General features: G+C 69.5%; 24 protein-coding genes. 13 read left to right on the forward strand and 11 right to left on the reverse strand.

The features are described from left to right. Window positions 1–349: 349 nt before the first annotated feature. The 8 genes from ACQPXB_RS22695 to ACQPXB_RS22730 all read right to left on the reverse strand — a co-directional run bounded on the left by ACQPXB_RS22695 (window position 350) and on the right by ACQPXB_RS22730 (window position 9,288). Window positions 350–1,825 carry a CoA-acylating methylmalonate-semialdehyde dehydrogenase gene (locus tag ACQPXB_RS22695; protein WP_432856751.1) on the reverse strand — a complete coding sequence of 492 codons (1,476 nt, stop codon included), beginning with the start codon at window positions 1,823–1,825 and terminating at the stop codon, window positions 350–352. 5 nt (window positions 1,826–1,830) lie between these two features. Beyond that, a complete protein-coding gene (locus tag ACQPXB_RS22700; RefSeq protein ID WP_432855582.1) occupies window positions 1,831–2,607 on the reverse strand; it encodes an HpcH/HpaI aldolase family protein in 777 nt (258 codons plus the stop codon). Further along, complete coding sequence (locus ACQPXB_RS22705) at window positions 2,604–3,437, reverse strand: SDR family NAD(P)-dependent oxidoreductase (RefSeq protein ID WP_432855585.1); 834 nt, start codon at window positions 3,435–3,437, stop codon at window positions 2,604–2,606. Before ACQPXB_RS22705 ends, ACQPXB_RS22700 begins: the two co-directional genes overlap by 4 nt. Beyond that, on the reverse strand, window positions 3,434–4,504 hold the full coding sequence (locus ACQPXB_RS22710) for a zinc-dependent alcohol dehydrogenase (protein ID WP_432855588.1): 1,071 nt from the start codon (window positions 4,502–4,504) through the stop codon (window positions 3,434–3,436). Before ACQPXB_RS22710 ends, ACQPXB_RS22705 begins: the two co-directional genes overlap by 4 nt. Window positions 4,505–4,556: 52 nt before the next feature. Next, window positions 4,557–5,726: a M24 family metallopeptidase gene (locus ACQPXB_RS22715; protein WP_432855591.1), complete on the reverse strand. Its 1,170-nt coding sequence runs from the start codon at window positions 5,724–5,726 to the stop codon at window positions 4,557–4,559. 30 nt (window positions 5,727–5,756) lie between these two features. Beyond that, window positions 5,757–6,695: an ABC transporter permease gene (locus ACQPXB_RS22720; RefSeq protein WP_432855594.1), complete on the reverse strand. Its 939-nt coding sequence runs from the start codon at window positions 6,693–6,695 to the stop codon at window positions 5,757–5,759. A 111-nt stretch (window positions 6,696–6,806) separates the two neighbouring features. After that, a complete protein-coding gene (locus ACQPXB_RS22725) occupies window positions 6,807–8,297 on the reverse strand; it encodes a sugar ABC transporter ATP-binding protein (protein ID WP_432855597.1) in 1,491 nt (496 codons plus the stop codon). Continuing rightward, on the reverse strand, window positions 8,287–9,288 hold the full coding sequence (locus tag ACQPXB_RS22730) for a sugar ABC transporter substrate-binding protein (protein ID WP_432855600.1): 1,002 nt from the start codon (window positions 9,286–9,288) through the stop codon (window positions 8,287–8,289). Before ACQPXB_RS22730 ends, ACQPXB_RS22725 begins: the two co-directional genes overlap by 11 nt. 232 nt (window positions 9,289–9,520) lie before the next feature. On the opposite strand from ACQPXB_RS22730, the gene ACQPXB_RS22735 reads away from it, so the two are divergent. From ACQPXB_RS22735 to ACQPXB_RS22785, 11 genes are all read left to right on the forward strand, one after another. Then, window positions 9,521–10,237 (forward strand): GntR family transcriptional regulator, encoded by a 717-nt coding sequence (locus tag ACQPXB_RS22735; protein ID WP_366589599.1) that lies wholly within the window; start codon window positions 9,521–9,523, stop codon window positions 10,235–10,237. A 14-nt stretch (window positions 10,238–10,251) separates the two neighbouring features. After that, window positions 10,252–11,115: a sugar phosphate isomerase/epimerase family protein gene (locus tag ACQPXB_RS22740; RefSeq protein ID WP_386956509.1), complete on the forward strand. Its 864-nt coding sequence runs from the start codon at window positions 10,252–10,254 to the stop codon at window positions 11,113–11,115. Then, window positions 11,112–11,489: a hypothetical protein gene (locus tag ACQPXB_RS22745; protein ID WP_432855605.1), complete on the forward strand. Its 378-nt coding sequence runs from the start codon at window positions 11,112–11,114 to the stop codon at window positions 11,487–11,489. Before ACQPXB_RS22740 ends, ACQPXB_RS22745 begins: the two co-directional genes overlap by 4 nt. Next, window positions 11,486–12,208, forward strand: coding sequence for an SDR family NAD(P)-dependent oxidoreductase (locus tag ACQPXB_RS22750; protein ID WP_432855608.1), 723 nt, complete (start codon window positions 11,486–11,488; stop codon window positions 12,206–12,208). Before ACQPXB_RS22745 ends, ACQPXB_RS22750 begins: the two co-directional genes overlap by 4 nt. A 247-nt stretch (window positions 12,209–12,455) precedes the next feature. Then, window positions 12,456–12,995 carry an SDR family oxidoreductase gene (locus ACQPXB_RS22755; protein WP_432855611.1) on the forward strand — a complete coding sequence of 180 codons (540 nt, stop codon included), beginning with the start codon at window positions 12,456–12,458 and terminating at the stop codon, window positions 12,993–12,995. Continuing rightward, entirely contained in the window at window positions 12,992–13,687 is a 696-nt protein-coding gene (locus ACQPXB_RS22760; RefSeq protein WP_386956498.1) for an SDR family NAD(P)-dependent oxidoreductase, read from the forward strand. Before ACQPXB_RS22755 ends, ACQPXB_RS22760 begins: the two co-directional genes overlap by 4 nt. Before the next feature lie 13 nt (window positions 13,688–13,700). Further along, window positions 13,701–14,033: a hypothetical protein gene (locus tag ACQPXB_RS22765; protein WP_432855615.1), complete on the forward strand. Its 333-nt coding sequence runs from the start codon at window positions 13,701–13,703 to the stop codon at window positions 14,031–14,033. 435 nt (window positions 14,034–14,468) lie between these two features. Continuing rightward, window positions 14,469–15,128 (forward strand): hypothetical protein, encoded by a 660-nt coding sequence (locus ACQPXB_RS22770; protein ID WP_432855618.1) that lies wholly within the window; start codon window positions 14,469–14,471, stop codon window positions 15,126–15,128. A 78-nt stretch (window positions 15,129–15,206) separates the two neighbouring features. Further along, window positions 15,207–15,416 (forward strand): hypothetical protein, encoded by a 210-nt coding sequence (locus ACQPXB_RS22775; RefSeq protein WP_432855621.1) that lies wholly within the window; start codon window positions 15,207–15,209, stop codon window positions 15,414–15,416. A gap of 2 nt (window positions 15,417–15,418) precedes the next feature. Beyond that, on the forward strand, window positions 15,419–16,123 hold the full coding sequence (locus ACQPXB_RS22780; protein WP_432855624.1) for a hypothetical protein: 705 nt from the start codon (window positions 15,419–15,421) through the stop codon (window positions 16,121–16,123). A 506-nt stretch (window positions 16,124–16,629) separates the two neighbouring features. Then, window positions 16,630–17,064, forward strand: coding sequence for a hypothetical protein (locus ACQPXB_RS22785; RefSeq protein WP_432855627.1), 435 nt, complete (start codon window positions 16,630–16,632; stop codon window positions 17,062–17,064). A 208-nt stretch (window positions 17,065–17,272) separates the two neighbouring features. Here ACQPXB_RS22785 and ACQPXB_RS22790 read toward each other — a convergent pair whose 3' ends face one another. Next, window positions 17,273–18,610: an acyl-CoA dehydrogenase family protein gene (locus ACQPXB_RS22790; protein WP_366589564.1), complete on the reverse strand. Its 1,338-nt coding sequence runs from the start codon at window positions 18,608–18,610 to the stop codon at window positions 17,273–17,275. A gap of 139 nt (window positions 18,611–18,749) precedes the next feature. Between ACQPXB_RS22790 and ACQPXB_RS22795 the strand changes: the two genes are divergently transcribed. Next, entirely contained in the window at window positions 18,750–19,952 is a 1,203-nt protein-coding gene (locus ACQPXB_RS22795; protein WP_432855631.1) for a LytTR family transcriptional regulator DNA-binding domain-containing protein, read from the forward strand. A 423-nt stretch (window positions 19,953–20,375) separates the two neighbouring features. Here ACQPXB_RS22795 and ACQPXB_RS22800 read toward each other — a convergent pair whose 3' ends face one another. Next, window positions 20,376–21,530: a Dyp-type peroxidase gene (locus tag ACQPXB_RS22800; RefSeq protein ID WP_432855634.1), complete on the reverse strand. Its 1,155-nt coding sequence runs from the start codon at window positions 21,528–21,530 to the stop codon at window positions 20,376–20,378. Then, the gene (locus tag ACQPXB_RS22805) at window positions 21,523–22,677 is read right to left on the reverse strand and encodes an imelysin family protein (RefSeq protein ID WP_432855637.1); all 1,155 of its coding nucleotides are present in this window, start codon (window positions 22,675–22,677) and stop codon (window positions 21,523–21,525) included. Before ACQPXB_RS22805 ends, ACQPXB_RS22800 begins: the two co-directional genes overlap by 8 nt. A 204-nt stretch (window positions 22,678–22,881) precedes the next feature. Here ACQPXB_RS22805 and ACQPXB_RS22810 point away from each other — a divergent pair, with 204 nt between their 5' ends. Further along, window positions 22,882–25,068 carry an alkaline phosphatase family protein gene (locus ACQPXB_RS22810; RefSeq protein ID WP_386956783.1) on the forward strand — a complete coding sequence of 729 codons (2,187 nt, stop codon included), beginning with the start codon at window positions 22,882–22,884 and terminating at the stop codon, window positions 25,066–25,068. The last annotated feature ends 183 nt before the right edge of the window (window positions 25,069–25,251 follow it).

The raw sequence follows: 25,251 nt of genomic DNA on the forward strand, positions 1-25,251 counted from the left end.
CGGTCGGTCGTCCCGGCCCCAGTCGATCGGTCCGGCGGTCTCGCAGCTCAGCAATGGCAGGCCGGCCCCCAACCTGCTCCACCGTCACCGGCCGGTCACACAGCTCGGCCGCGGGCATCGGCAGGAACGGCGCCGGCCCCACGGCTTGAAGTGCACGCCGGCGGACCGGGTCCGGAGTGGGAGCCGAACTCCAACGCGCGGGTGGACATGGTGACCACGCACCTGGCGCTCGGGTCACCCGCGGCGGTTGTCCTGCGGTGAGGTCGATTGCACGCCGCACCACGCGTCGCTGATTCGAACGTGAGCGCACCGCCGACGACGACAACGTGGCGCGCCGGTTTGCCGCGATCTAGCCGGTCTGAGGGAAGCCGAGGTTGATGCCGCGGTGAGTGGGGTCCGCCCAACGCGTGGTGACGACCTTGCCGCGGGTGTAGAAGTGGACGCCTTCTGTGCCGTGGGCGTGCGTGTCGCCGAAGAGGGAGTTCTTCCAGCCGCCGAAGGAGTAGTACGCCATCGGGACGGGGACCGGGACGTTGATGCCGACCATGCCGACCTCGATCTCGGTGTGGAAGCGCCGCGCCGCGCCGCCGTCGTTGGTGAAGAGAGCGACGCCGTTGCCGTAGGGGCTCGCGTTGACCAGTTCGATCGCCTGGTCGTAGGTGTCGACTCGCACGATCGACAGGACCGGCCCGAAGATCTCGTCGGTGTAGATGGACATGTCCGTGGCCACGTGGTCGAACAGCGTCGGCCCGACGAAGAAGCCGTCGCCGGCGAGGCCGCGGCCGTCGACGACGAGGACGGCACCGGCCTGTTCGCCGGCGGCGATGTAGCCGGTGACCCGTTCTTGCGCGGCTTTCGTGACCAGCGGTCCCATGTCGCAGCCGAGGCGGCCGTCGCCGGTGCGGAGTTTCGCGGCCCGGGTGGCGATCTTGTCCACCAGCTCATCGGCGATGTCTCCGACGGTGACGACGACGGAGATCGCCATGCAGCGCTCCCCGGCCGAGCCGAACCCGGCGTTGACCGCTTGGTCGGCGGCCAGGTCGAGGTCCGCGTCCGGCAGAACGACCATGTGGTTTTTCGCGCCGCCGAGTGCTTGGACCCGTTTGCCGTACGCGGTGCCGGTTTCGTACACATAGCGGGCGATCGGCGTGGAGCCGACGAAGGACACCGCCTTGATGCCGGGATGCGCCAGCAGTGTGTCGACCGCGGTCTTGTCGCCGTTGACCACATTGAACACTCCGTCGGGCAGGCCTGCCTCACGCCACAGCCGGGCCAGCCACAGCGCGGCGCCGGGCACCTTCTCCGACGGCTTGAGAACGACCGTGTTGCCCGCGGCGATCGCAATGGGGAAGAACCACATCGGGACCATCGCGGGGAAGTTGAAGGGCGAGATGATCGCCACCGGTCCGAGTGGCTGCCGGATCGAGGCGATGTCCACATTGGTCGACGCGTTGTGCGTTGCTCCGCCTTTGAGCAGATGTGGCATGCCGCAGGCGAATTCGGCGACCTCCAGGCCTCGGGCGACCTCGCCCTCGGCATCGGAGAGCACCTTGCCGTGTTCGGCCGTGATGATGGCCGCGAGCTCTTGCGACCGGGCGTTCAGCAGCTCGCGGAACGCGAACAGGATCCGGGTACGGCGCGCCAGCGAGGTGTCACGCCAGGTGGGGAACGCGGCGGCCGCGGCGTCGATCGCGGTGGCGGTTTCCGCCGCCGAGGCCAGCGGCACGTGCGCGGTGACCGCGCCGGTGGCGGGATCGGTCACGTCCGCGTAGGCGCCGGACGTGCCGGGCACTGGTGCTCCGGCGATCCAATGGTTCAGGTGCACCGCGGTCACGGGTGGTCCTTCCTGATCGACGCGAAGGCGTTGTGCATGGTTCGGGCGAGCAGGGAAGCGTCGGACGCGAGCGACAGGAAGCGGAAGCCACGGGTCAGGTAGTCCGCCGCGGCGGCGGCCGAGGGCGCCATGATCCCCGCTGTCTTCCCGTGCCGTTTCGCGGCGGCGGCCACGGTGTCGAGCGCTTGGCGGAACACCGGTGAGGTGAACCCCAACGGCACGCCCAGCGCGTAAGAAAGGTCCACCGGGCCGATGAACAGCACGTCGACGCCGTCGGTCGCGGCGATCTCGCCGATGTCGCGAAGAGCGCCGACGGTCTCGATCTGGATGACGCCGACGACCTCGTCGTTGCGCGAGGCGAGCACTTCGGGCCGAAGCCCGAACCGGGCCTGACGGTTGTACGTCGCCACGCCGCGGTCGCCGTCCGGCGGGTATCGGAGGATCCGCAGGGCGTCCTGGGCGTCGGCGATTCCGGTGATCCGGGGGATCATGATGCCGCTGGCCCCGCCGTCCAGCGCTCGCCCGGCTCGCGGCCGGTCACCACTTTCCGTCCGGACGATCAGCGGGACCCCGTAGGCCGCCGCCGCGGTCACCGAGGGCCCGACTAGTTCCTCGGAACCCCCGCCGTGTTCGAGGTCCAGCAGGACCCAGTCGGCGCCGGCCGCGGCCGCGATCTCCACCGCGACCGGGCTGCCGAGCCCGGCGAACGTCCCCAGCAGCGGCTCTTCCGACGCGAGCTTTTCCTTGAGCTGCAAGGCGAGGTGGGCGGTCACGACGTGACCCCCGCTCGAACCGCGGCAGCCGCCTTCGCGAAATCGAAGGTCACGGTGGTCATTCCGCCGGTCACCTTGATCGTCTCACCGGAAATGCTGCGCGCACCCGGCCCGAGGAGGAACACGGTGAGGTCGCCGATCTCGGCCGCGGTCTGTGCCCGGCCCAGCGGGATGGGCCGGATGTGCTCGGCGAAGACCTCTTCGGCCGGCAGGCCGGTCCGGTCGGCGTCCTCGTCGAGGATCCGGTCCCAGATCGGCGTGCGCACGATGCCGGGGGCGATGGTGTTGACGGTGATGTCGAGCGGCCCGAAGTCGAACGCCAGTCCGGTGCCGAAGCCGATCAGCCCGGCCTTGGACGCCGCGTAGGCCGCCTGGCACGCGGCCGGGACAACGCCGGAGATCGAAGCGATGTTCACCACGGCGCCGCCGCCGTTCTCGGTGAGGACCATGCCGACGGCGTGTGTGGCGCGCATGGTGCCTTCCAGGTTCACCCGGAGGATCCGCGTCCACTCCTGTTCGCTGTTGTGGAGGAAGTGCTTGATCAGCGAGATCCCCGCGCAGTTGACCAGCCCCCAGGTGCCCTGCGCGGCTCGGGCGACCTGGGTGAGCCGCGCGGCCGAGCCCGGGTCGGTCAGGTCCGCGGTCAGGGTGGTTGCGCCACCCAGTTCCGCCGCAACGCGGGCCAGCCCGGCTTCGTCGATGTCGACCAGTACCAGGCGGTAGCCGGCCTCGTGCACGGAGCGCGCGATGCCGGCGCCGATCCCCGAAGCAGCTCCGGTGACGACGACGGTCCGGTCCTGGGCCATGGTCGGCTCGTCCTGCCCCGTCACGGCTTGAAGACGATCTTGAGACCTTCGCCGGCCTGCGCCAGCGAGATTCCTTTGTGGATGTCCGAAAGCGGGAGCACGTGGCTCACGACGCGGTCGAGCGGGAGCTTGCCGCTCTGGATGAGGTCGAGGGATTCGCGCATGGTGTAGCGCATCAGGAACGCGCCGAGGATGCGCAGTTCCTTGATCGTCACGGTCATCGCGGACAGGTTCGCGCGGTAGCTGTTGTTGATGCCGATGACCACGATCCGCGCCTGGTCGGCCGCGACGTCGACCGCGGTGTCCAGCTGGGAACCGACGGCCTCGAACACCAAGGTCGCGCCGCGGCCGCCGGTGGCGGCCAGCACTTCCTCGCGTACGTCGACTTCCGTCGGGTTGAGCACCAGGTCCGCGCCGGCCTGCTTGGCCACCTCGGCCCGTTTGACCGCGGGTTCGACCAGGATGACCTGCTCCACCCCGAAGTGCTTGAGCGCGATGACGGCGAGCAGGCCCATCGGTCCGCCGCCGAGGACGACTGCGCGGTCGCCGACCACGACGCCGGCCTTGTTGATCCCGTTGAGGACACAACCGAGCGGCTCGGCGAGCACGAGGTGCTCGTAGGGCACGTCAGCGGTCACGCGGTAGGCGTAGTACGACGGCACCTTGACGTAGCCGGCCATTCCGCCGTCCCAGAAGAATCCGGGGGTGTTGGGCCACGGGATGTCGAGGTGCGGGTTGTCGAACAACGGCTCGCAGAAGTTGCCGTGTCCGTCACGGCAGGGGCCGCAGCGCCCGCACGGCGGGTTCTGGTCGACCGCCACGCGGTCACCCACCGACAGACCACGTGCTTGCGGGCCGGCCGCGACGATTTCCCCGCAGAACTCGTGCCCGAAGATCACGCCCGGCAGACCCGGGTGGGTCGGCGGCGTGTGCAGGGCGTGCAGGTCCGACCCGCAGATCCCGACCGCGCCGACCTTGATGATGACGTCGTCGGGCTCGGTGATCACGGGTACCGCGTGCTGTTCCAGGGCCAGTACGCCCTCACCCCGGAAGATCACGGCGGGCATCGTGTCGGGCAGGGTCTCGGTCATCGATGGCTCCTCTGCTGGTCGGGCGGGAGTGGCAGGCTGCGTGGGTACGGCCTCAGACACGGGTTGCTGCGAGGTCCACGACGTTCCAGCCGCGCGCGTGGTCGCCGAACGCGCGGTGCCCGTCTTCGGTCACGGTCACGGTGTCCTCGAGTTTGATGAACCCGCGCCGGGGGTGCAGCATGGTCGTTTCGATCGAGAGGACCATGCCGGCCGCCAGTGCGCGGGGACCGTCGTAGTTGGGATACGGAACCGGTCCGGTCGAGGTGAGCCGAGGCGCCTCGTGGCTGATCAGTCCCATGCCGTGCGCGACGAAGGTGGTCACCCCACGGTGGGGGCTCGCGGCCAGCACCTCGCCTGCGCGGTCGAAGATCGCCTGGCCGACCACGCCGTCCGCGATGGGTTCCCGCGCGGCCAGCTGCACAGCTTCGACTTCGGCCAGCAGATCCTCCAGCTCGGCGTCGGGTTCGCCGAGTACCGCCATGCGCGCGAGGTCGCCGATGTAGCCGCCGAGGTTGCCGCCGGAATCCAGGCACAGCACCTCACCGGGCGCCCAGCTGGCGTTCGACGGCGCGCGGTTGTGGCTGGCGCCCATGCTCACGAGGCAGTATTCGAAGGTCATGCCGAGCCGTGTCTGTTCCTGGCGCAGGGTCTGCACGATCTCGCGTTTCGTCGAGCCCGCCCCGTGCGCGCCGAAGGCCGCCCGCATCGAGTCCACGATGGCGTCCGACGCTTCTTCGAGCAGCTTCAGCTCGTCCACCCTTTTCACCGCGCGAAGGCGTTCCAGCACGAACTGTCCGTCCCGCAGCGTCACCGACGGTTCGACCGCCAGCCGCTGGTACGCCTCGACCGGCAGGAAGGATCCCTCGATGCCGACCACGGCCTGTCCCGGCAGCACTCGGCGCAGGTGTGCCAGCGCGAGTTCGATCGCGTCCTGCGCTCGCCACGTGCTGGTGTCCACATCGGACACCCACACCGGATCGTTGTCCAGCTGCCACGATTCCATCGCGTTGCCGATGTAGCGGGTCGCGTCGAGGTCGCCGCGAACGTACACGAGCACGGGCAGGTACCGGCTGACCCCGATGGCGTCCATGTAGTCGAAGAAGAAGAACCGGTGCCCGCCCAGCAGGTACTGGACGTTGTGCTTCGAGGTCACCAGCAGCGCGTCGAGCCCGGCGTTGTCCATGAGCTCGTCGAGGTGCCGGTGATCAAAAGGGGGATTCACGTAGGCCTCCTGTCGTGGATGTGGTGGGGATCAGGCATCTGCGACCGAGAGCCTGCGTTGGTTGAACGCGTCCAACAGCACGGCCACGAGGATCAGCGCGCCTTGGATGAACTGGACCCAGAAGGGGCTCACGTTGAGCAGGGTCAGCCCGTTGTTGATGACCCCGATGAGCAGGACCCCGATGAGCGTGCCGACCATGCTGCCCTTGCCGCCGAACAGGCTGGTGCCGCCGATCACGACCGCGGCGATCACCTGAAGCTCGAGACCGGTGCCCGCGGTGGGGGTCGCGGCGCCGAGGCGGCCCACGAGCACGAGCGCGGCCAGGCCGGCACACGCACCGGCGATCAGGTAGGCGTAGAACAGCACCCGCTTGTCGGGGATGCCGCTCAACCGAGCCGCCTGCCGGTTGCCGCCGACCGCGTAGATCTGGTGGCCGAGTGTGGTGCGCGACAGGACGAGGTGCCCGACGAGGAACATCGCGGCGAGCAGGAACACCGGGACGGGGATCGTGCCGATCGTTCCGCCACCGAGCCAGGTGAGTCCTGCCGGCAGCCCGTACACGCTCTGGCCTTGACTCAGTTGCAACGTCAAGCCGCGTCCCATGCCGAGCACGGCGAGCGTCACGATGAACGGCGCCAACCGCAGCCAGGCCACGGAAACCCCGTTGAACGCGCCGATCGCGGCGGCGATCACCAGGCAGACCACGACGCCCAGGAACCCGGCCAGTCCGCCGCTGACCAGCTGCGAGGCGATCATGCCGGAGAGCGCGACGTTGGACCCGACCGACAGGTCGATGCCGCCGGTGATGATCACCAGCGTCGCGCCGACGGCGGCGATTCCGACCACGGTGGACTGGGTGAGGATGTTGGTGAAGTTGCGGCTGGACAGGAAACTGTCGGACAGCAACGCCATCGCCACGCAGGCGAGCACCAACGCGACGACGATCGGGGTCCGGGGATGCCCGGCCATTCTCCGCAGCGTGGACGGGGGTGAGTCTGGCCTGCGGGTCTCTTCCTTCTTCTCCGTGGAGGTCGTGATCACCATGGTGGCCTTCCGTTTCTCACAGGCGAGTCGGGGGAGTCAGCCGGCGGCGGCCAGCTGGAGCACGCGTTCCCGGTCGAACTCGGCTCGGCGCAGCTCGCCGACGACCCGTCCGGCGCGTAGCACGTACACGCGGTCGGCCATCGCGAGAACCTCGTCGGTGTCGGAGCTGGTCAGCAATACCGCGGCGCCGGATTCGGCGAGAGTCAAGACGTGCTCGTGGATGCCTGCCTTCGCGCCCACGTCGACGCCGCGGGTGGGGTCGTCGAGCAGCAGGACCTTCGGCGTGTGCGCGGCGGCTCGCGCGAGGACGATCTTCTGCTGGTTGCCGCCGGAGAGCTTGCCGGCCGGTTGACGGGGATCGCGGGTCTTGACACCGAACCCGGCGATGGCGTGGTGGGCGAGGCGTTCCTGCCGGCCGCGGCGCAGCCAGCCGACCCGGGCGAACGAGCGGTAGACGCCGTAGGAGAGGTTGTCCACAATGGACGCGTCGAGGACGAGGCCTTCGGCCTTGCGATCCTCGGGTGCGTACACCACACCTCGGCGCACCACGTCGTGCGCTCGCGCGGGGAGGGGATGGCCGTCTACCTCGACGTTCCCGCGCGAGCGCACCGACAGACCCGCCAGCGCCTTGAGCAGCTCCGTACGACCGGCGCCGGCGAGGCCGACCAGGCCGACGATCTCACCGGATTTCACCTGCAGCGTCGCCCGCTTCACGCCGGGTGCGTCGAGTTCTCGCACCTGGAGCCGGTCGGCGCCGACGGGCCGGTCCCGCCAGGGGTAGGCGTGGGCCATGTCCTTGGCGAGCATCGCGCGCACCAGCTTCGCTTCGTTCCACTCGACGACCGGGCCGGCACCGACGAGCTCGCCGTCGCGCAGCACCGCGATCGTGTCGGCGATCTGGAACAGTTCGTCGAGGTGGTGGCTCACGTACAGGATCGTCATGCCCTGCGCGCGCAACGCCTTGATCGTGCGCAGCAGGACCCGGACGTCGTTTTCGGACAGTGCCGAGGTCGGTTCGTCGAACACCAGCACACTGGCGTCGCGGGCCAGGCACCGCGCGATCTCGGTGAGCTGCCGCTGCGCCAGGGACAGCTCCCGGACGGGCCGGTCCAGCGGCAGGCCCGTCAGCCCGACCCGGTCGAGCGCGAGGCGGGCGGCTCGTTTTGCTTCCCCTCGTCGGACCACTCCCAGCCGCGCCGGCTGCCGGCCCAGCACGAGGTTGTCCAGCAGGCTCATGTCGGGCACGTCGGTCAGCTCCTGGTAGATCGCGCTCACGCCCGCGTCGATCACCGCACCGGGCGAGCCGGGCACTTCGTTTCCGCCGAGCAGAATCTGGCCGGAGTCCGCTTTTTCCGCGCCGGACAGGAGCTTGATGAAGGTGGACTTGCCCGCACCGTTCTCCCCGGCGAGCGCGGTGACGGTGCCCGGCGCGAGTGTCAAGGACACGTCGTGCAGAGCACGGATGCCCGGGTAGGACTTCGACACGCCGCGGAACTCCACTGTCGGGGCGGGGGCATCAGACTTCATCGGACCAGATCCCGTAGCTCTTGACCTCGGGCGAGTCGATGCTTTCCTTGGTGATGGTCGCCGAGGGCCAGTCGATCTGCTTCGGCACGGACTTGTGCGCTTCGAGGTCGGCGACGGTGTCCACGGCCTTCTGCATCATCTTGATCGGGTTCTGGCTGATGCTGGCGTCCTGCACGCCGGCGCGCACGTCGGCGATGGCGGGCTTGGAACCGTCCACGCCGATCACGATGATGTGCCCCGGGTCGCCCACCGGCTTGAATCGGCCTTGTGACTTGATTGCCGCCGACACGCCCACCGCTTCGGCGTCGTTGGCCGCGAACACCGCGTCGATCTGGGGATTCGCCTGGAGAATGTCGACCATCAGCGCGTTCGACTTTGCGGTGTCGTAGCCACCGTCCTGCGCCGCTGCCACCCGCAGACCGGGGTAGCGGGCCAGCTGCTGGCGGAACCCTTGTTCGCGCCGCGTCGCCGACGGCGTGCCCAGGATGCCCTGGATGTCGACGACCGTGCCGGTCGCCGAGCCCTTGCGGGCCTTCAGTTCCGCAGCGATCCGATCGACCGCGTCGCTGCCGGCCTTGACGTCGTTGATGGTGATCGTCGCAGTGATCGGCGGGATCACGCTGTCGGCGATGGAGATGATCGGCACGTGCGCCGCGTCGGCCGCGGACACGGCCGGCGCGATGGCCTTGCCGTCGGCGGGGGACAGGAGGATGTAGTTCACGCCCCGGCTGATCAGGTTCTGAATGTCGGTGACCTGCTGGGCGGCGTCGCCGTTGGAGTTGGTGGTGACCAGCTTGTACCCGTACTTCTCGGTCCCGGCGTCCAAGCCCTTCTGCATCCCCGCGAAGAACGGGTTGGACAACGTGTACGTCGAGTAGCCGATCGTGACGCCGGACGAGCTGCTGCCCGAAGCACCGCCACACGCGACCAGACCGGCCGAAACGGCCAACACGCTCATCGCGGTCGCTGTCAGCGGACGAAGGTTTCTCATCTGGACTCCTTTGCCGAGATAGATCAGGACTCCGCACCAGTCCGGTCGCCTGTCGACCGAACACTGAGAGTGTCTGGCGAGCCATGGCGACGGGCGCCTGTCGCCTGTCGACCGATTACGCTAGAGTCGCTCCCGGAAGGTGTCAATACACCCGGCGGGGGCTGCCGACGTCCTCGCACGAGAATCGTCGTCGGAGCCGGGAGACAGACCTGGGGCGAACGGGAGGGTGCACATGAGTGAGCCGACTGTGCAGTGGGAAACCATGCGGATCGACGAGAACGCGCCGAAACGAGCGCCGTCGCTGGCGGATCAGACGTACGCCACGTTGAAGCGCTGGGTCGTGTCAGGCGAACTCGAACCCGGTTCCGTGCTCAGTGAAAACGATCTTGCCCGAAGGTTTTCGATCAGCCGCTCCCCGTTGCGGGAGGCGATCCGCCGGTTGCAGGACGAGGGTTTGCTGGACGTGTCCGGGCCGCGGGGGTTCACCGTTCCGGCGCTGTCGGTGGAATTGGTCCGGCAGGTCTACACCGTGCGCCGGGCACTCGAGGTGGCCGCGGCCGAGAACGCCACCCGGATCCCGGCCGGCGAGCTGGCCGCCATGCGCGAACGCATGGACCGGATCGGCGAGGCGATCGCCGCGGGCGACCTCGAACCCTTCAACGTCGCCGACTTCGACTTCCACGACCTGTTCGTGCTCAACTGCGGCAACCCCCTGCTCGTCAACCACATCCACCGGTTGCGCGGGCACATCCAGCGCATCATCAACTGGGCCGGGCAGTTCCACGAGCACACGGAGCTGGCGTACAAGGAGCATCGGGCCATGCTCGAGGCGATGGAAGCAGGCGACACCCGGGCGATGGGCGAAGCCGTCGACACCCACATCCGCAACGTCATGGACCGTTTGATCGACAAGCTCGGACCGTCCGGACAAGCCGAGACCACCGACTGAAAGGGCACTTCCTGATGCCGCACCCCGATGCCTTGCTCAGCACGTGCTGGACCTCCGCGGGCGACGTCATGCCGCAGCGCAACGGAGACTTGAGCCCGTTCGACATCCGGGACCGGGTCGCGGCCGCCGCCGAAGCGGGGTTCAGCGGGTTCGGGATCACGCACACCGACCTGGTCGCGGTGCGCGAGAGCATCGGGTTTCCGGCGCTCGCTCGAGAGTTCGAACAGCACGGCATCACGACCGTCGAAGTCGAGTACATCGACGACTGGTGGTGCTCGGGGGAACGGCGTGAGCGATCGGAGGCCGTACGCGCCGATCTCCTGCACGCCGCCGAAGCGCTGGGCGCCTCTCACATCAAGGCCGGTGCGGGGCAACCCGGTGACACGGTCGGCCCCGACCGGCTGCGCGAAGAGTTCGCCGCGCTGGCGCAAGCCGCCGCCGCGGCGGGCACGCGGATCGCCTTGGAACCCGCTGCTTTCTCGATGATGACGACGATCGAGCCGGCCGCGGGGCTCGTCCGCGATGTCGCGCACCCGGCCGGTGGTCTGCTTGTCGACATCTGGCACATCTACCGGAGTGCGATGTCCTATGAGGACATGGAGCGCATCCTGCCGCCGGAGTACGTCTTCGCCGCCGAGATCAACGACGGGTACCAGCAGGTGACCGGAACCTTGTTCGAGGACACGTTCGACAATCGGCTCTATTGCGGCGAGGGGGACTTCGATGTGGCGTCCTTCGTGAAGTCCTTGCGGCGACTCGGATTCAGCGGTCCGTGGGGCGTGGAGATGATGTCGCTTGATCACCGGACGCTCGACGTGCGCACCGCGACCACACAGGCCGCGGCGGCGGCGGCGAAGCTCCTGGCTTCGGCTCGATGAAGGTCCGCTCCCCGGCGCGGTCGCTGCACGTCGTCACCGTCTCGACCGAAGGTGCGACGGTGACAAGTGAGATCGTCGAGACGTTCAACGTTCTGCAGGAGTTGCTGGCCGATCACGACGAGCAAGCCGGACCGCTCAGAGTCGCCTTGGTGACCACGCAATCCGGAAGCCACGCCGGCCAAAACGCCCTTGTCGAAGCGATGCGAGGCATCGCGCAGTCGCTCGCGCGCGAGCTGGGTGCGCGGATCCGCATCAACAGTGTGGTCTGCGATGCGGAATCCGAAATGGATCTGCAGCCGACGCTGGACTTCCTCGCCGGCTCCGGTTCCGGCTACGTCACCGGCGCGACGATCGACCTGCGGAGGCCCCGATGACGTACCTGGTGACCGGTGCGACGGGCGCCATCGGCTCGGCGATCGTCGCCGAGTTACAGGCCCGATCCGAGACTGTCATCGCACACGGACGCAGCATCCGCACTCCGTCCAATGACGGCACCGTGCACTGGATCGGCGGCGATCTCCTTACCGCCGAAGGACAGAACGCGGTCCGCGAAGCCTCGGCCGGCGGTTTGGCCGGCGTGATCGCCGCCCACGGCGTCCCCGGATCCGCTCCGCTGGCCGACCTCACGCGGGCCTTCACCGAACGCGTCATGCGGATCAACTTCGAATCCTTGCTCGCTTTGCTCGAGGTGACTCTCCCCGCCCTGCGCCGCTGCCGTGGGCGGTTTGTCGCCGTCGCCTCGCAGGCGGGCCTGGTCGGGGAACCCGACAACGCCGCGTACAGTGCGTCGAAGTTCGCGGTGGTCGGCTGGATCCGTCACCTTGCCGGCCAAGCGGGCGACGCGGGCATCACGTACCACGCCCTCTGCGCAGGCTGCACCGAGAGCCCGCTGCTGACCGCCGTGCACGATCAGTTCGCCAGAGCCCAAGGCACCGCTACCGCCGAAGAATTCGCTGCGCTGCGGCAGCGCAGCATCCCGGTCGGCCGCTTCGCCACCCCGCACGAAACCGCAGCGGCCGCCGTCTACCTGGCCACCGCGGACGGCCCCCGCCCGACGATCCTCGCCGAGAGCGGGGGCGAAGTCGTCTGGTAGAAGCGAGCCGCCGTTCGCTGCCAATGCCTCCGCGTGCGAGCTGATGATCAGGTGATCAGCCGCTGGACCTTTCGCTCCCGTCGCACTTGAAGATCCGGGAGCCGACCGCGCGGCCGCGGGCGTGACCTCGAGCGGTCATCTCGCGGCACGGCGGGCAGCGAGATAACCGAAGATCAGGCCCGCGCCCACCTGGTGCGCCGCTTCGCCCCGCTCCTTTCCGGCGCGCGATTGCCGCGGCTGTTCGTATGTGCGCTGCACCGAGTTCGGCCGGCTGGACTATGCGGTCGCCAACGCGGGCATCCTGCGCAACGCGGCGCTGGCCGACCTGTCGGACCAGCGCTGGCACGACATGCTCGACGTCGACCTGACGGGCGTGCTGCGCACCCTGCGCGCCGGCTCCACCCGCATGACCGAGGGCGGCGCGATGGTGGCGGTGTCGTCCATCGCCGGCGGCGTCTACGGCTGGGAGGAACACGCCCACTACGCCGCGGCCAAGGCCGGAGTCCTGGGCCTGGTGCGCAGCGTCGCGGTCGAGCTCGGACCCCGGCAGATCCGCGCCAACGCGGTGATCCCCGGCCTGATCGAGACGCCGCAGTCGCTCGACCCGGTCAACTCGCTCGGCCCGGACGGGCTCGCGCGAGCCGGCGGCGACATCCCGTGGGGCCGCGTCGGCCGGCCGGAGGAGGTCGCCGACGTGATCGGCTTCCTCACCTCGCCGGCCGCGAACTACGTGACCGGTCAGGCCATCGTCGTCGACGGCGGCCTGACCGTCCGGATGCGCGCGTGACCGCCCGCACCGTCGTGGTCACCGGCGGCGCGAGCGGCATCGGCCGGGCGATCGCGGCGGCGTTCCGGGCCGAGGGCGACCGCGTGGCCGTGCTCGACCGGACGCCCGGTCCCGGCGGGATCGCCGTGGACGTGTCCGACGAGGACAGTGTGCGTGCGGCGTTCTCGCTGGTACGCAAGGAGTTCGGGACGGTCGACGTGCTCGTGAACTCGGCCGGGCTGCTCACCGAGTCGCCGGTCGAGGACATGGATCTGGCGCTGTGGAACGAAACCATCGCGGTCGACCTGACCGGGGTGTTCCTGTGCTGCCGCGAGGTGCTGAAACCGATGCGGGCGCAACGGTGGGGCAGGGTCGTCAACGTCTCGTCGCAGCTGGGACTCAAAGGCGGCACCGGGCTCGGCCACTACAGCGCGGCCAAGGCCGGGGTCCTCGGCTTCACCAAGGCGGTGGCGCTGGAGGTCGCGGCGGACAACGTCCTCGTCAACGCCATCGCCCCCGGTCCCATCGAAACCCCGTTGGTGGACGGCATCTCCGAAGCGTGGAAGGTGGCGAAGCGCGCCGAACTGCCCCTCGGCCGCTTCGGCACACCCGAGGAAGTCGCCCCGGCTGCCGTGCTTCTGGCGAGTGATCCGGGTGGGAACCTGTTCGTCGGCCAGACACTGGGCCCCAACTCCGGCGACGTGATGCCCTGAAAGGGAGTCGAAGATGTGCGGAGCCTGCGGCCGGACGGTCGTCCCCGACCCGGTGTTCCCGGCCGGCCGCAGCACCCGTGGCAACCTGATCGCCGGGCAGCTGCTCGACGCGTTGTGCGCTGCCGCCGCAAACCGCATCCGCGTCGCCGGCCACGCAGACGGCTTCACCGTCACGCTCCCGGGCCGGCGGCCGGTTTCCTGTGCGACGGTGGCGGACGTCTGGTTGGCCGTGCTGGCCGCCGCGCCGGGCACCACAGGCACGCCGAGCGCCGAGCTGGAAGCGCGTTACCAGACGGAATTGCCCTTGCTGCGGGCTGTCGTCACCGCGTTTCCCGGGACGCGGTGACGCTGTCCGCGTTTCCGGAAAACGGTGCCGCACTGTGCACCACCCCGCGACCGATCGGGTGGCATTTTGCCGTCGACGGCGTGCCTTTCAGATCAGGTCGACGAACGTCTCCCCGGCGAGAGCGGGCTGATCGGGGTCGTGCGTGGACAGGCCTTCACGTGCCGCGCCGAACAACGTCAAGCCGCACCGGCAGACCTGTGCGAGCTCGGACCCGCGCCAGTTGTGGCATCAGCACCCGAAGGACTTCGATAACCCACGATGCCGCGCGGGTCGGTCCACCCAGTCCGTTTGCGGGAAGGCAACCGGGAACACGACGAACCGGTGAATTCCCGGCCAGGGAAGGAAATCGCGTTAGCCGCTGCCACCTTTCGGTCGGGGCGGCGGGACGAAGTACAGTTCGGCGCCCTCTCCTTCCCCGTTGGCAAAGGACTTCCCATGACCTCCACCCGCACTGCGCCGGCGCTGGTCTTCGACCCGGCGGCCGCCTATCCGGAGGCAGGCGTGCTGCGGTCCGCGGCGCAAGCGGGCGACTGGCCGACCGTTTCGGGCTTTTTCACCCAGTTCACCGCCCCGGACGAGCGCAGCTTCGGCGTGAACATCACCATGTCGGTGCCGGCGGCCGAGGCGATGCTGCGCGCCGTGATCGAGCGTGAACCCCGCTCCGAGCAGGCCCGGTTGCTGCTCGCAGCCCAGCTCATCGAGCAGGCGTGGAACGTCCGAGGCAGCGGGCGGGCAGCCGGGGTGAGCCGCGAGCAGTTCGCCGGGATGCACGAGCACCTGCGGCGGGCCGAGCGGCTGCTGATCGACGTGACCGCCCGCGAACCGGAGAACGAGCTGGCTTGGTGGCTGCGGCTGACCACCTCGCTTGGGCTCGAACTCGGCCAGAGCGAGACGCGGCGCCGTTATGACCGGCTGGCCGCCCACCACCCCGGTTTCCTGGCCGCCCAGCGCAACCTGCTCCAGCAGCTGTGCCCGAAGTGGGGCGGCTCCTGGGAAGCCGCGCACACCTTCGTCCGCGAATGCACGGCGGCCGCGCGGCCCGGCGATCCCCAAGGTGTCCTCGTCGCCGAGCTGCACCTGGAGCGCTGGCTGTAGCTCGGCCCCAAGGCGGGCCGTGACCACCTTCAGCAGCCCGGAGTCCGGGAGGAGATCACCGCCGCAGCGTCGGCGTCGGTGCTGCACCCCGCCTACCGTTCGCGGTTCGGCTGGGTCTCCGCGCACAGCACGTTCGCCATGGCGTTCAGCTTGATCGGCGATCTGCCTCGCGCCACCGTGCACTTCCGCGCGCTCGACGGACGCGCGAGCAAAGCCCCCTGGCACTTCTTCCCCGACCCGGCTGCCGCGCTCGCGCAGCACCGCAACCGCGCCCTCGCGAAAGGCTGATCATGCTGTCCACCTTCGAGGTCGACGGAGTCCCCGCCGTGGCGGCCAAGAGATCCGGCCCGCTGACCGCCGGCCTGGTCTTCCGGGTCGGCCGGGCCGACGAGACGCTCGCGACGGCCGGCATCACGCACCTGGTCGAGCATCTCGCGTTGCATCGGTTCGGACTGGGGGAGCACCACTTCGGCGGCGCGACGGGTTCCGACCACACGTACTTCGAAATGAACGGTGCGGAGTCCGAAGTCGTCGCGTTCCTCGCCGGCGTCTGCGCGTCGCTGAGCGATCTTCCGATGGACCGGCTGGAGACCGAGAAGTCGATCCTGCGTACCGAGGAGGCCCGGCGCGGCGGGGCCGGCCTGCTGTTCCGGCACCGCTACGGAGCGCAGGGATACGGGCTGACCGACTTTCTCGAGCTCGGCGTCCCCCGCCTGGGCCCCGCGGAGGTCGCCCACTGGGCACGCACGTGGTTCACCCGCGAGAACGCGGCGCTGTGGGTGGCAGGCGAGAACGTGCCCGACGGGTTGCGGCTGCCGCTCCCCTCGGGCGTCCGGCGCCCGGTGCCTCCTCGGCCCGCGACCCTGGCCGCAGGTCCCGCGTACTTCGCCCACGGCGACGGCAGTGTCGCCTTCAGCGCGGTGGTACGCCAGGGAGCTGCTTCCCAGGTCTTCGCGAAGGTCCTCGAGCGGGAGCTGTTCCGCGCGCTGCGGTAGGAGGGCGGCTATTCCTACCAGGTGACGACGTCGTACCAGGTCCGGGGCGACGGCTTCGCGGAGATCCTCGGGCTGGCCGACGCCTTGCCGGACAAGCAGGCCGCGGTGCTCGGCGGCGTCGTCGACGTCCTGGCCCAGTTCAAGGTCGGCCGGATCGACCCGCGCGACGTCGAAACGGTCCGCACGCAGGCCGAATCCGCGCTCTACGGCGAAGACGCGGACGTGGCGCGGCTACCCGATCACGCAGCCGCGCTGCTTTCCGGTTCGCCTCTCCCGCCCGCGGAGGACCGGATCGCCGAGCTGCGTGCGGTCGACGTCGCGAAGGTCCACGCAGTCGCTCTGGAAGCATGCGCGTCGGTGCTGCTGCGGGCTCCGCACGGCCGATCGGCGGACTGGGCCGGATACGCGGCGGTGCCGCGGTTCTCGCCGGCCGCGGTCGCGGGAAACCGATTCCGGGCTCACAACCAGGCGGATACACACCTGGTCGTCGGCCCGACGGCTGCAGCGTGCAGACTCCGGAAGGCGTCTCGACGGTTCACTTCACCTCCTGCGCGGCCATGCTCGCCTGGCCCGACGGTGGCCGCCGCCTCATCGGCACCGACGGCCGGACGGTCCAGGTCGAGCCGACGCTGTTCGCCGGCCTGTCCCCGGCGGTGACCGCGACGATCGACGCGGCGGTCGGTCCACATCGGACACTCCCGCAGGCGCCGCGTCAGCCGCGGGAGATCCCGTCTCCGGCGCCACGGCCACCCACGACACCGCAGAAACGCGCGTCGAGGATCCTTTTCGTCGTGGCGGCGGTGGTCGGCGTGATCGCGCTGCTGGCCACGGCGGGCATGGCGATGGATCCGCCCGATGCCACGGGCTGGGCCGGGGCGGGTTTCCTGTGGCTCCTCGCCGGGCTGTTCGCGTTCACGGCGGTGCGACGACGGCGGACTTGAGCGTTGCCGTGCCGGCTCGGGCGTCGACGAACAACGAGCGCGAACGCCGTGAGGCTCACCACGATCGCGACGACGAGTTCGGCCCGACGAACCGCTCGTCGTCCCGCTGCAAGCGTTTGAACCTGCGTGGAGCCGAGTACCGGTCCCGCCAGGCCGGCGCCCAGCGCCCGGGCGCGTCCGGTGAGGGGCGCACCCGAGCGCTCGCCCGTCACACGGGAAGCGGGGTCTCCTGGTAGGTGGGGACCGTGTCGATGGTCTCCATGAACTTCGTGAAGGGCACGAACTCGTCGTCCATCAGAGCCCGCGGGTTGTAGTCCGGGCTGGCGAGCACGCCGTGGACGCGACGGCGCTGCATGCCGAAGTTGCCGGCGTCGTAGAGCGGCAGCACCGCGGCCTCGCGCAGCAGCTTCTCGAACTCGTGCTGTTTGTCCAGGCTGTTCACGCCCACGACCTGCATGCACTTGTAGACCGCGTCGAACATCAGCTCCGTGCATTGGATCTTGCACATCGCGCCGATCAGCTCGCCGTGGTAGTCGTGCTGGTCCAGGAAGTGCGCGGTCTTCCAGCAGAAGCAGCGGCACATCTCGATCCGCGCCGCGACGTCCCCGAGCACATAACCGACGTTCTGGTGGTTGATGATCGGGCTCGGTCCACCGGCGGTGTAGGTCCGCGCCCACTCGAGGGCGGATTCGTAGGCGGTCCGGGCCACACCGACCGCTGCGATCCCGGCCACCGGCCCCGACCAGGCGAAGTTGCGATTGATCAGCAGATCGCCGTTGCCGCGGGTGCCCTCGACGAGGTTGTTCGCGGGAACCCGGGCGTCGGTGAAGACGATCTCGGCGTTGGGGGTGAGCCGATGCCCCATCTTGCTGATGAGGTTGTAGCTGACGCCGGGGGTGCCGCGTTCGATCATGATCGCCGAAAGCCCCTCGGTGCCGCCCTTCGACGGGTCGGTGCGCACCACGACGATGCTCGCGTTGGCCCCCTGCCCGTCCCAGCCCGCGACGTTGCACGGCCAGTACTTGCGGCCGTTGAGCACGTAGTGGTCGCCGTCGAGCGTGGCGGTGACACCGATCCCGACGGGTGAGGCATCGGGTGCGTCGAAGTTCGCCGTGCCGCCGGGGCTTCCGGCCGGCTCGCTCACCGCGTAGCCGACGATGTATTCGCCGGTCGGGTCCGAGGTGGCCGCGCGCAGGAAGCGCTCCTTCTGCTCCTCACTGCCCCAGTACCAGACGGGCATCAGGCCCAGCCCGTTCACCAGGATGGTGCAGGCGAACCCCGGGTCCACGGCGCACACCTCCTCGGCGGCCAGGATGAGGTCCACATTGGACACTCCGCCGCCACCGTACTGAGTGGGCAGCATGCAGAACGCGATGCCGGCGCGGTAGGCCTGCACATAGGCGTCCTTGGTCATCTGGAAGGCGCGCAACGGGTCCGTCTCGGCGTCGGCCGCACGGACCACCGGCGCAAGTACGTCGCGGGCGAAGGCGCGGGTGCTCGCCTGGAGTTCCCGTTGTTCCGGGGTGAGGGTGAAGTCGATGGCCATGACGAAACCTCCCTGCATCGGGTCGTCGGATCGGCCGGAATCGTCGAGCTGCCCGGGCGAGGAGCACGCGGACGCTATCCCGGCCGGCCACGTCGGTCCTAGTCTGTTCAGGGGGCCGCCCGAACGCGAGGAGGTCGGCATGGACGGTCAGTGGGCCGGGGCCGGCGGCCACGAACCCGGAGCGAACGGCACCGCCGCGATCCGGCCGGCGATCCAGGCGTCCTGGCAGCGCTGCCGCGAGGTCTACGGCATCGCCCCCGACACGCCGCCGCCCGACCCGTCTCCCGGCTCGGTTGCCGCGGCGCCGCGCACCGTGGTGTCGGCCGCCCGCTCGCTGGCGGCCGACCTCACCCGGACCGAGGGGGTGGTGGCGGTCGCGGCCGGCGACGGGCGGGTCGTCGCGGTGTTCGGGAGCCGTTCCGCCGTCGCGCTCGCCGATGCGCACCAGCTCGCGCCCGGGCACGACTGGTCGGAGAACAGCCGCGGTACCAATGCCCTCGGCACTGCGCTGCTCGACGGACACGCCCAGGTGACCGGCGCGGAGCACTGGCGCGGTGACCTGGCCGACTGGTCCGGGGCGGGCGTCGCGGTGGCCGACCCCGACCGGCCCCGGCCCTGCGCGGTGCTCGCGTTCCTGGTGCATCGCCGTCCGCTGACGGCGCTCGCGATCGCGCGGCTGGCCTGTTGCGCCCAGGAACTGGGTCATGGCCTGCGTCGCCGGCGCGACGACGTGCTCACCGAGCTGGCCGGATCGCTGCGGCCGCAGGCCGACGACGCCGGACCGCTGGCGGTCATCGACCGGCGCGGGCGGCTTGTGGCAGCGAACGAGGTCGGGCACGCCGTGCTGGGCTCCCGCGCGCGTGCCGGCGCGCTGCGGCTGGCCGCGTGCGCGGAGGACGGGTGCCCGATCACCGTCCAGCCCATCCAGCACGACGGGCAGCTCATCGGCACGCTCCTCACCACCAGAACGGACTCACCGCCGGCGACCGAGCCTGCCCCCGCGCCGGTGTTGCGGCTCGCCGGCATCCACGGTGGGCACATCCTGCTCATGGCCCCGGCGGAGATCCGGGTCGCGCAGGCCGAGGGCAAAACCGTATGGCTGCTGACCGACCGGGGCCGGTTGCGGGCACTGAACCACACCCTGAACCGGCTGGAGACGCGGCTGGCACCACACGGATTCCTGCGGGTGCACCGCCACTGCGTGGTGAACCTGCACCGGGTGCGCGAAATCGCCCCGACCTTCCACGGCGGCTTCGCGCTCGTCCTGGACGGGCCCGACCGCGAGACCGTCGCGGTGTCGCGACGGCATCTGGCCGAGGTCCGGCGTGCACTCGGCCTGTGAACCTGGTGAGGTCGCCTGTCAACTGTCGCCGGTTCTCGGATTTGCAGCTGCCCCGACTCGAACCGGCTTCGGATGCCGAATTTTACTCGGACGGAATTTGTGGATGGGGCTGAAGTTGGTGGTGAAGTGACGGTGAGGTCTGAGCCGTTCGTTTCCGGTGAGTATTGGTGGAGTATTTCAGGGTCGAGTGTATTTGTTGAGTTCGACGAAGAGGGCCTGATGGCTGTAGCTCAGTACGCGGAAAGGAGGTTGGCGAACTAGGCGAAGTTTCGCGCACGGCGTTGCGATCAGTCGGCGGCGGGCGAGTCAGCCTTCGGTAGGCGAGAGGAGTGGCCGATCCAGCGGTCGAACGCCGAGCCGGAAGTGTCAGCGCGGCGAGCAGAGTTTCACCTCCGACGTGCCCCGGAACGCGCGGCCGACAGTTCAGTCGAGCATGCCGCGGCCCAGCCAGTCGTCGGCATCGCAGACGCCGGGTAGGGCGAAGAAGTAGCCGCCGCCGAAGGGGGAGATGTAGTCGACCAGGGGTTCGTCGATGAGGAGCGTCTGGACGGCGACGAACTGCTGGTCGAGGTCGGCGTTGAAGCAGATGAAGATCATGCCCATGTCGAGCTGGCCGTTGGGCTCGATGCCGGCGCTGTAGTTGAAGGCGCGGCGCAGCATCCGGCGGTCGTCGGCTGTGCCGTCGTGGGGGTTGGCGAGGCGGATGTGCGCGTTCAGCGGCACCGTGTTGCCGTGCGCATCCCGGTGGTAGCTGGGGATCTGGAACTCCTCCTCGCCGGGCACTCGTTCGCGCCGGCCGGACAGCGGTCCGCCGGTGTTGCGGTCGCGGCCGAAGATCCGTTGCTGCTCGTTGATCGAGATGCGGTCCCAGAACTCCACGAACATGCGGATCAGGCGCACCACGTGGTACGAACCACCGGTCACCCAGGCCGGTTCGTCGCCGCCGGCCTGGGTCCACACCAGCTGATCGACGAGATCGGCGCGGTCGAGGATCTCCTTGTTGGCTGTGCCGTCCTTGAAGCCGAACAGGTTGCGGGGCGTCCCGCTCGGCCGCGGGGGACTGGTGAAGCCCTCCATCTGCCACAGCACCTGCAGGTCGGCCCGGGTGGCGCGCATCAGGATGCGCAGCGCGTGCAGCACGGTGTCGCGGTGATCGGCGCAGATCTGCAGCAGCAGGTCGCCGTCGCAGCGCTCGGGGTCGAGGGCGTCGTTCGGGAACTCGTCCATCGCGCGCAGCCGGGCCGGTTTGACGCCGGCGAGACCGAACCGGTCGTCGAACAGGCTCGCACCGACACTGACCGTGACGGTGAGACCGTCGGGCATCGTGCCCGGGCCGAGCACGCCGTTCTCGTACGGGGTCGACACGAGTCCGTCGTCGCTGCCGCGGCCGGCCGGTGCGTCGCCGCCGGCGACCAGGTAGCGGATGGTCGCCGTCAGCGTCTGGAACATCCGCCGCAGCGCCGGCCGGTCGGCCGCGGTCACGAGGAACGCGGCGACGACCGCCGCGCGCTGCGGAGGCTCGAGGATGCCGGCCTGGTGGGCACCTTCGAACGGAACGGCGATGTCGTGGTCAGTCATGGGTGATCGGGCCTCGGTCGCGGGTGGCGTTGCGCGGATCGATGACGACCGCGGTGTGGGAGAGCAATTCGACGCTGTGCTGGACTGCCGCGTTGACCGCGGCGCGCTGCCGGACGGTCAGCGACGCCAACCCGGCCCAGCCGTCGGCGTGGTGGTGGCTGCGGACCAGCTGCTGGGTGACCCGCAGCTGCTCGTCGGTCTGGTCCAGGTACGGGTTCTGCTTGCGCAGGATCGGCCGCAGCGGATCCAGAGCGTGCCAGACGCCGGTGAGGTTCGCGTCCACGGTCGCCAGCTCGGTCTGGCTGCCGGCGTCGCCGATCCCGTTCAGGTCCCATTGCAGGGCATCCTCGAGGATCTCGTGCGCGCGACGGCCCATGTCGATCGGCGTGATCGCGTTCGGCAGCGCCAGCTCGTCGGCGAGCTGCCCGATCGCCTCGAGCAGCGCCTCGGCGTGGGGCACGATCGTCGCCGCCGGCCGGTCGTGCCACAGCATCGCCTCGATCTTGCGGAAGCCGGTGAAGTCCGCGTCCGCGAGGCGGGCGGGGACGACGCCGCGCGGCGGGTCGCCATTGATCTCGTCACCGGTCTCGTCGTAGGCCCGGTAGGCGCCGCCCAGCGTCTCGTAGGTGAGGTGCGCGATCAGCCAGTCGGCTTTGGCAGCTGCCGCATCGCCGGCTTGCAGGTCGCCGCGCAGCCGGCTGACCTGCCGGGTGAGCGCGGGCAGCTGCCCGGTGATCCAGCCGACGTAGGCGTTGATCGGGATGCGCAGGTCGAGCCCCGTGACGGGGATGATCCCGTGCACGTCGTAGGGCAGCGGGTCACCGGTGACGACGACCGGCCGGCTGTACTTGATCGTGTAGTCGGTGATGCAGACCCAGCGGTAGGTTCCGGGCGGCACCGATGCCGTGACCGCGCGGGTGACGCCGCGGCCGAAGTGCTCGACCTCGACGTAGATCCGCTCGGTCTCGGGGTCCTCGAGGTAGATCTCCGCGCCGGCGCCCTCGTTGTTGACGAAGACGAAGTCGTACCGCCCGGCCGGTCCGCCCAGCCAGTCGTCGATGCCGTAGGGCGAGCCGACGATCAGCACGATGGGCTGCGGCCGGCTCGACGGCAGGGTTGGTGTGGCCGAGGCCGTCCTGCTGCTCATCGAGCCCAGCCTGGGTGTCGGTCGTGAACGCATTCGATGATGCCCATGACGCACCGGTGAACAGCGCGTGACCGGCCGGGCAGGTTGAGATGGCGGTCGTCCTGAGACTTTCCGGAACGTTCATAACCTGATTCTCGCGGCGCCGAGACCCGCGGCAGTTGACTTTGCGGGACTCCCCACCACGAGAGGTCAGGTACTAAACCCATGTCTGACAACGATTCGGCATCCGCGGACAGAGCGACCACGGAGCGCAACCGGATCAGCCGGCGCCGACTGATCCAGGCCGCGGGCGCGGCCGGCGCCGCGGTCGCCGCCGGCGGGCTGTCGGCCGTCCCGGCCGAGGCCGCACCGGCCGACGCCGCCGTGGCCGACGCCGCACAGGGCGGCAAGTCCGGCTCGAGCTCGGCGCAGAACCGGCACCGCACCGGCACGATCAAAGACCTGAAGCACATCGTGATCCTGATGCAGGAGAACCGGTCGTTCGACCACTACTTCGGCACCCTCGACCTGGCCGGCGCGCGCGGCTTCGGTGACAAGCAGGTGCTGACCTGGCAGAACGGCCAGACGATCTACTACGACCCCAACAGCCGTGCCGAGGGTTACCTGCTGCCGTACCACGCCGACAGCCTGAAGTACAACGCGCAGAACACCAGCGCGCGCAACCGGTACTTCAAGGAAGCCGATGTGCCGTGGCACCACGCGATCGCCAAGGCTTACACCATCGGCGACCACTACTTCTGCTCGCTGGACACCAGCACCAGCCCGAACCGCATCATGATGTGGGCCGGCACCAACGACGCCGCGGGCACCCAGGGCGGCCCGGTCGTGAACAACAACGGTGACTACGGCTACGCCTACAAGTTCAAGACCTACCCGGAAACGCTGCAGGACGCCGGTGTCAGCTGGCAGATCTACGTCAACAACGACACCGACGACAACTTCCTCGGCGACTACACCGACAACACCGTCCGTTCGTTCGCGGCGTTCGACCCGAAGAACGCGACCCCGGAGAACACCCACCCCCGCAAGGGCCTGCTCGCCCGCGGCGGCGTGGTGCACGCCCACACCGCGCAGCCCGCCGGCATCAAGAACGACACCTCCAACCTCGACTACGTGCTGCGGGACTTCATCTCCGACTGCGAGACGGGCAATCTCCCCGAGGTGTCCTGGGTCGTCGCGCCCGCGGCGTGGACCGAACACCCCACGTACGCTCCGAACAACGGCGCGGTCTACACCGACCGGGTGATCCAGGCGGTGCACGACAACCCCGAACTGTGGGAGTCGACGCTGATCATCCTGAACTACGACGAGCCCGACCACGCGAACCGCATCGGTGAAGGCGGCTTCTTCGACCACGTCGTGCCGCCGATCCCGGAGACCGGCACGGCCGGCGAGCGTGCGCCCGGCATCAAGCCCGGCATGGGCGGTCGTGTGCCGTTCGTGCTGGTCTCGCCGTGGACCCGTGGTGGCTTCGTCAACTCCGAGGTCTTCGACCACACCTCGACGATCCAGCTGATCGAGGAGTGGACCAAGAGCCTCGGCAAGCCGGCGATCTGCCAGAACATCAACGACTGGCGGCGCAGCGTCTCCGGCAACCTGCTCTCGGCGATCGACTTCGGCAACTTCGACACGTCGTTCCCGAAGCTGCCGAAGCCGGCCGACCTGCTCAAGTCGGTCGTCGTCGACGCCGGCCTGCCGGCCGTGCCCCAGCCGGCCGTCGGTGCACAGGTCATGCCGACCCAGCCGATCACCGGCAAGGCGAAGCGCAGCCCGCTGTCGTTCCAGCCCAACGGCGTCCTCGTCGAGAACCACAGCACCGGGACCGCGACCGCGACCTTCACCGTCGAAGGCGGCCCCAGCGGCAAGGCGGTCAACCTGGTCGGGCTGGCCGACAAGTACGTCCCCGCCCTCGCCGGCGCCGAGCCGCTCGGCATCGGCCAGGACGCGCTGCCCCTCACGGCCGGCAACCACCGGTCGAAGTCGTACACCTGGGACACCAAGGCGACGAACGGCAAGTACGCGTTCACCTTCTACGGGCCCGACCACTTCATCCGGTCCTTCGCCGGCACCGTCGTCCCGGCCAGCGACCGGACCTCGGCCCAGCCGCGGGTCGACGTCCGGCTGGTCAAGGGGAGCACGCGGTCGGACGGCCGGGGCAAGTCGGCCGACGCGACCGTCGAGTTCACGCTGTCCGCCGACGGCCGCCGGTCGGTGACCTACACGCTGACCGCGAACGACTTCGCCGGGAAGAAGACGACCATCCAGGTGCCCGCCGGCAAGCACAGCGTCGTCACCTGGCCGACCGAGGACGGCTACTACGACGTGATCATCACCGCGAAGGAGTCTGCCGACTTCATGCAGCGGTTCGCCGGTCGCGCCGCGGAGAAGTGAGCCTTACGCCGGTTGTGTCGAGCTAGTCGCGATGTGCCCGCGTTCCCACCGGAACGCGGGCACGTTCGCGATCCGGCGACACCCCGGTTCCACAACCTCCGACGTCGCGCGGGTGGTCGCCTTTGCCCTCGAACAGGTGTAGGCACAGGGTGAGGGGAAGCCGTCCGTGCGTGGAGGTGTCGG

It is taken from the genome of Amycolatopsis sp. CA-161197, assembly GCF_050942255.1.
Lineage (GTDB): Bacteria > Actinomycetota > Actinomycetes > Mycobacteriales > Pseudonocardiaceae > Amycolatopsis.

Excerpts from the sequence above, each read along its gene's own strand:
- ACQPXB_RS22770 (WP_432855618.1), top strand. The coding sequence starts at position 14,469 with ATGACCTCCACCCGCACTGCGCCGGCGCTGGTCTTCGACCCGGCGGCC.
- ACQPXB_RS22750 (WP_432855608.1), top strand. The coding sequence starts at position 11,486 with ATGACGTACCTGGTGACCGGTGCGACGGGCGCCATCGGCTCGGCGATC.
- ACQPXB_RS22740 (WP_386956509.1), top strand. The coding sequence starts at position 10,252 with ATGCCGCACCCCGATGCCTTGCTCAGCACGTGCTGGACCTCCGCGGGC.
- ACQPXB_RS22710 (WP_432855588.1), bottom strand. The coding sequence starts at position 4,504 with ATGACCGAGACCCTGCCCGACACGATGCCCGCCGTGATCTTCCGGGGT.
- ACQPXB_RS22780 (WP_432855624.1), top strand. The coding sequence starts at position 15,419 with ATGCTGTCCACCTTCGAGGTCGACGGAGTCCCCGCCGTGGCGGCCAAG.
- ACQPXB_RS22790 (WP_366589564.1), bottom strand. The coding sequence starts at position 18,610 with ATGGCCATCGACTTCACCCTCACCCCGGAACAACGGGAACTCCAGGCG.
- ACQPXB_RS22800 (WP_432855634.1), bottom strand. The coding sequence starts at position 21,530 with ATGACTGACCACGACATCGCCGTTCCGTTCGAAGGTGCCCACCAGGCC.
- ACQPXB_RS22765 (WP_432855615.1), top strand. The coding sequence starts at position 13,701 with ATGTGCGGAGCCTGCGGCCGGACGGTCGTCCCCGACCCGGTGTTCCCG.
- ACQPXB_RS22795 (WP_432855631.1), top strand. The coding sequence starts at position 18,750 with ATGGACGGTCAGTGGGCCGGGGCCGGCGGCCACGAACCCGGAGCGAAC.
- ACQPXB_RS22725 (WP_432855597.1), bottom strand. The coding sequence starts at position 8,297 with ATGAAGTCTGATGCCCCCGCCCCGACAGTGGAGTTCCGCGGCGTGTCG.
- ACQPXB_RS22810 (WP_386956783.1), top strand. The coding sequence starts at position 22,882 with ATGTCTGACAACGATTCGGCATCCGCGGACAGAGCGACCACGGAGCGC.
- ACQPXB_RS22805 (WP_432855637.1), bottom strand. The coding sequence starts at position 22,677 with ATGAGCAGCAGGACGGCCTCGGCCACACCAACCCTGCCGTCGAGCCGG.
- ACQPXB_RS22730 (WP_432855600.1), bottom strand. The coding sequence starts at position 9,288 with ATGAGAAACCTTCGTCCGCTGACAGCGACCGCGATGAGCGTGTTGGCC.
- ACQPXB_RS22720 (WP_432855594.1), bottom strand. The coding sequence starts at position 6,695 with ATGGCCGGGCATCCCCGGACCCCGATCGTCGTCGCGTTGGTGCTCGCC.
- ACQPXB_RS22735 (WP_366589599.1), top strand. The coding sequence starts at position 9,521 with ATGAGTGAGCCGACTGTGCAGTGGGAAACCATGCGGATCGACGAGAAC.
- ACQPXB_RS22745 (WP_432855605.1), top strand. The coding sequence starts at position 11,112 with ATGAAGGTCCGCTCCCCGGCGCGGTCGCTGCACGTCGTCACCGTCTCG.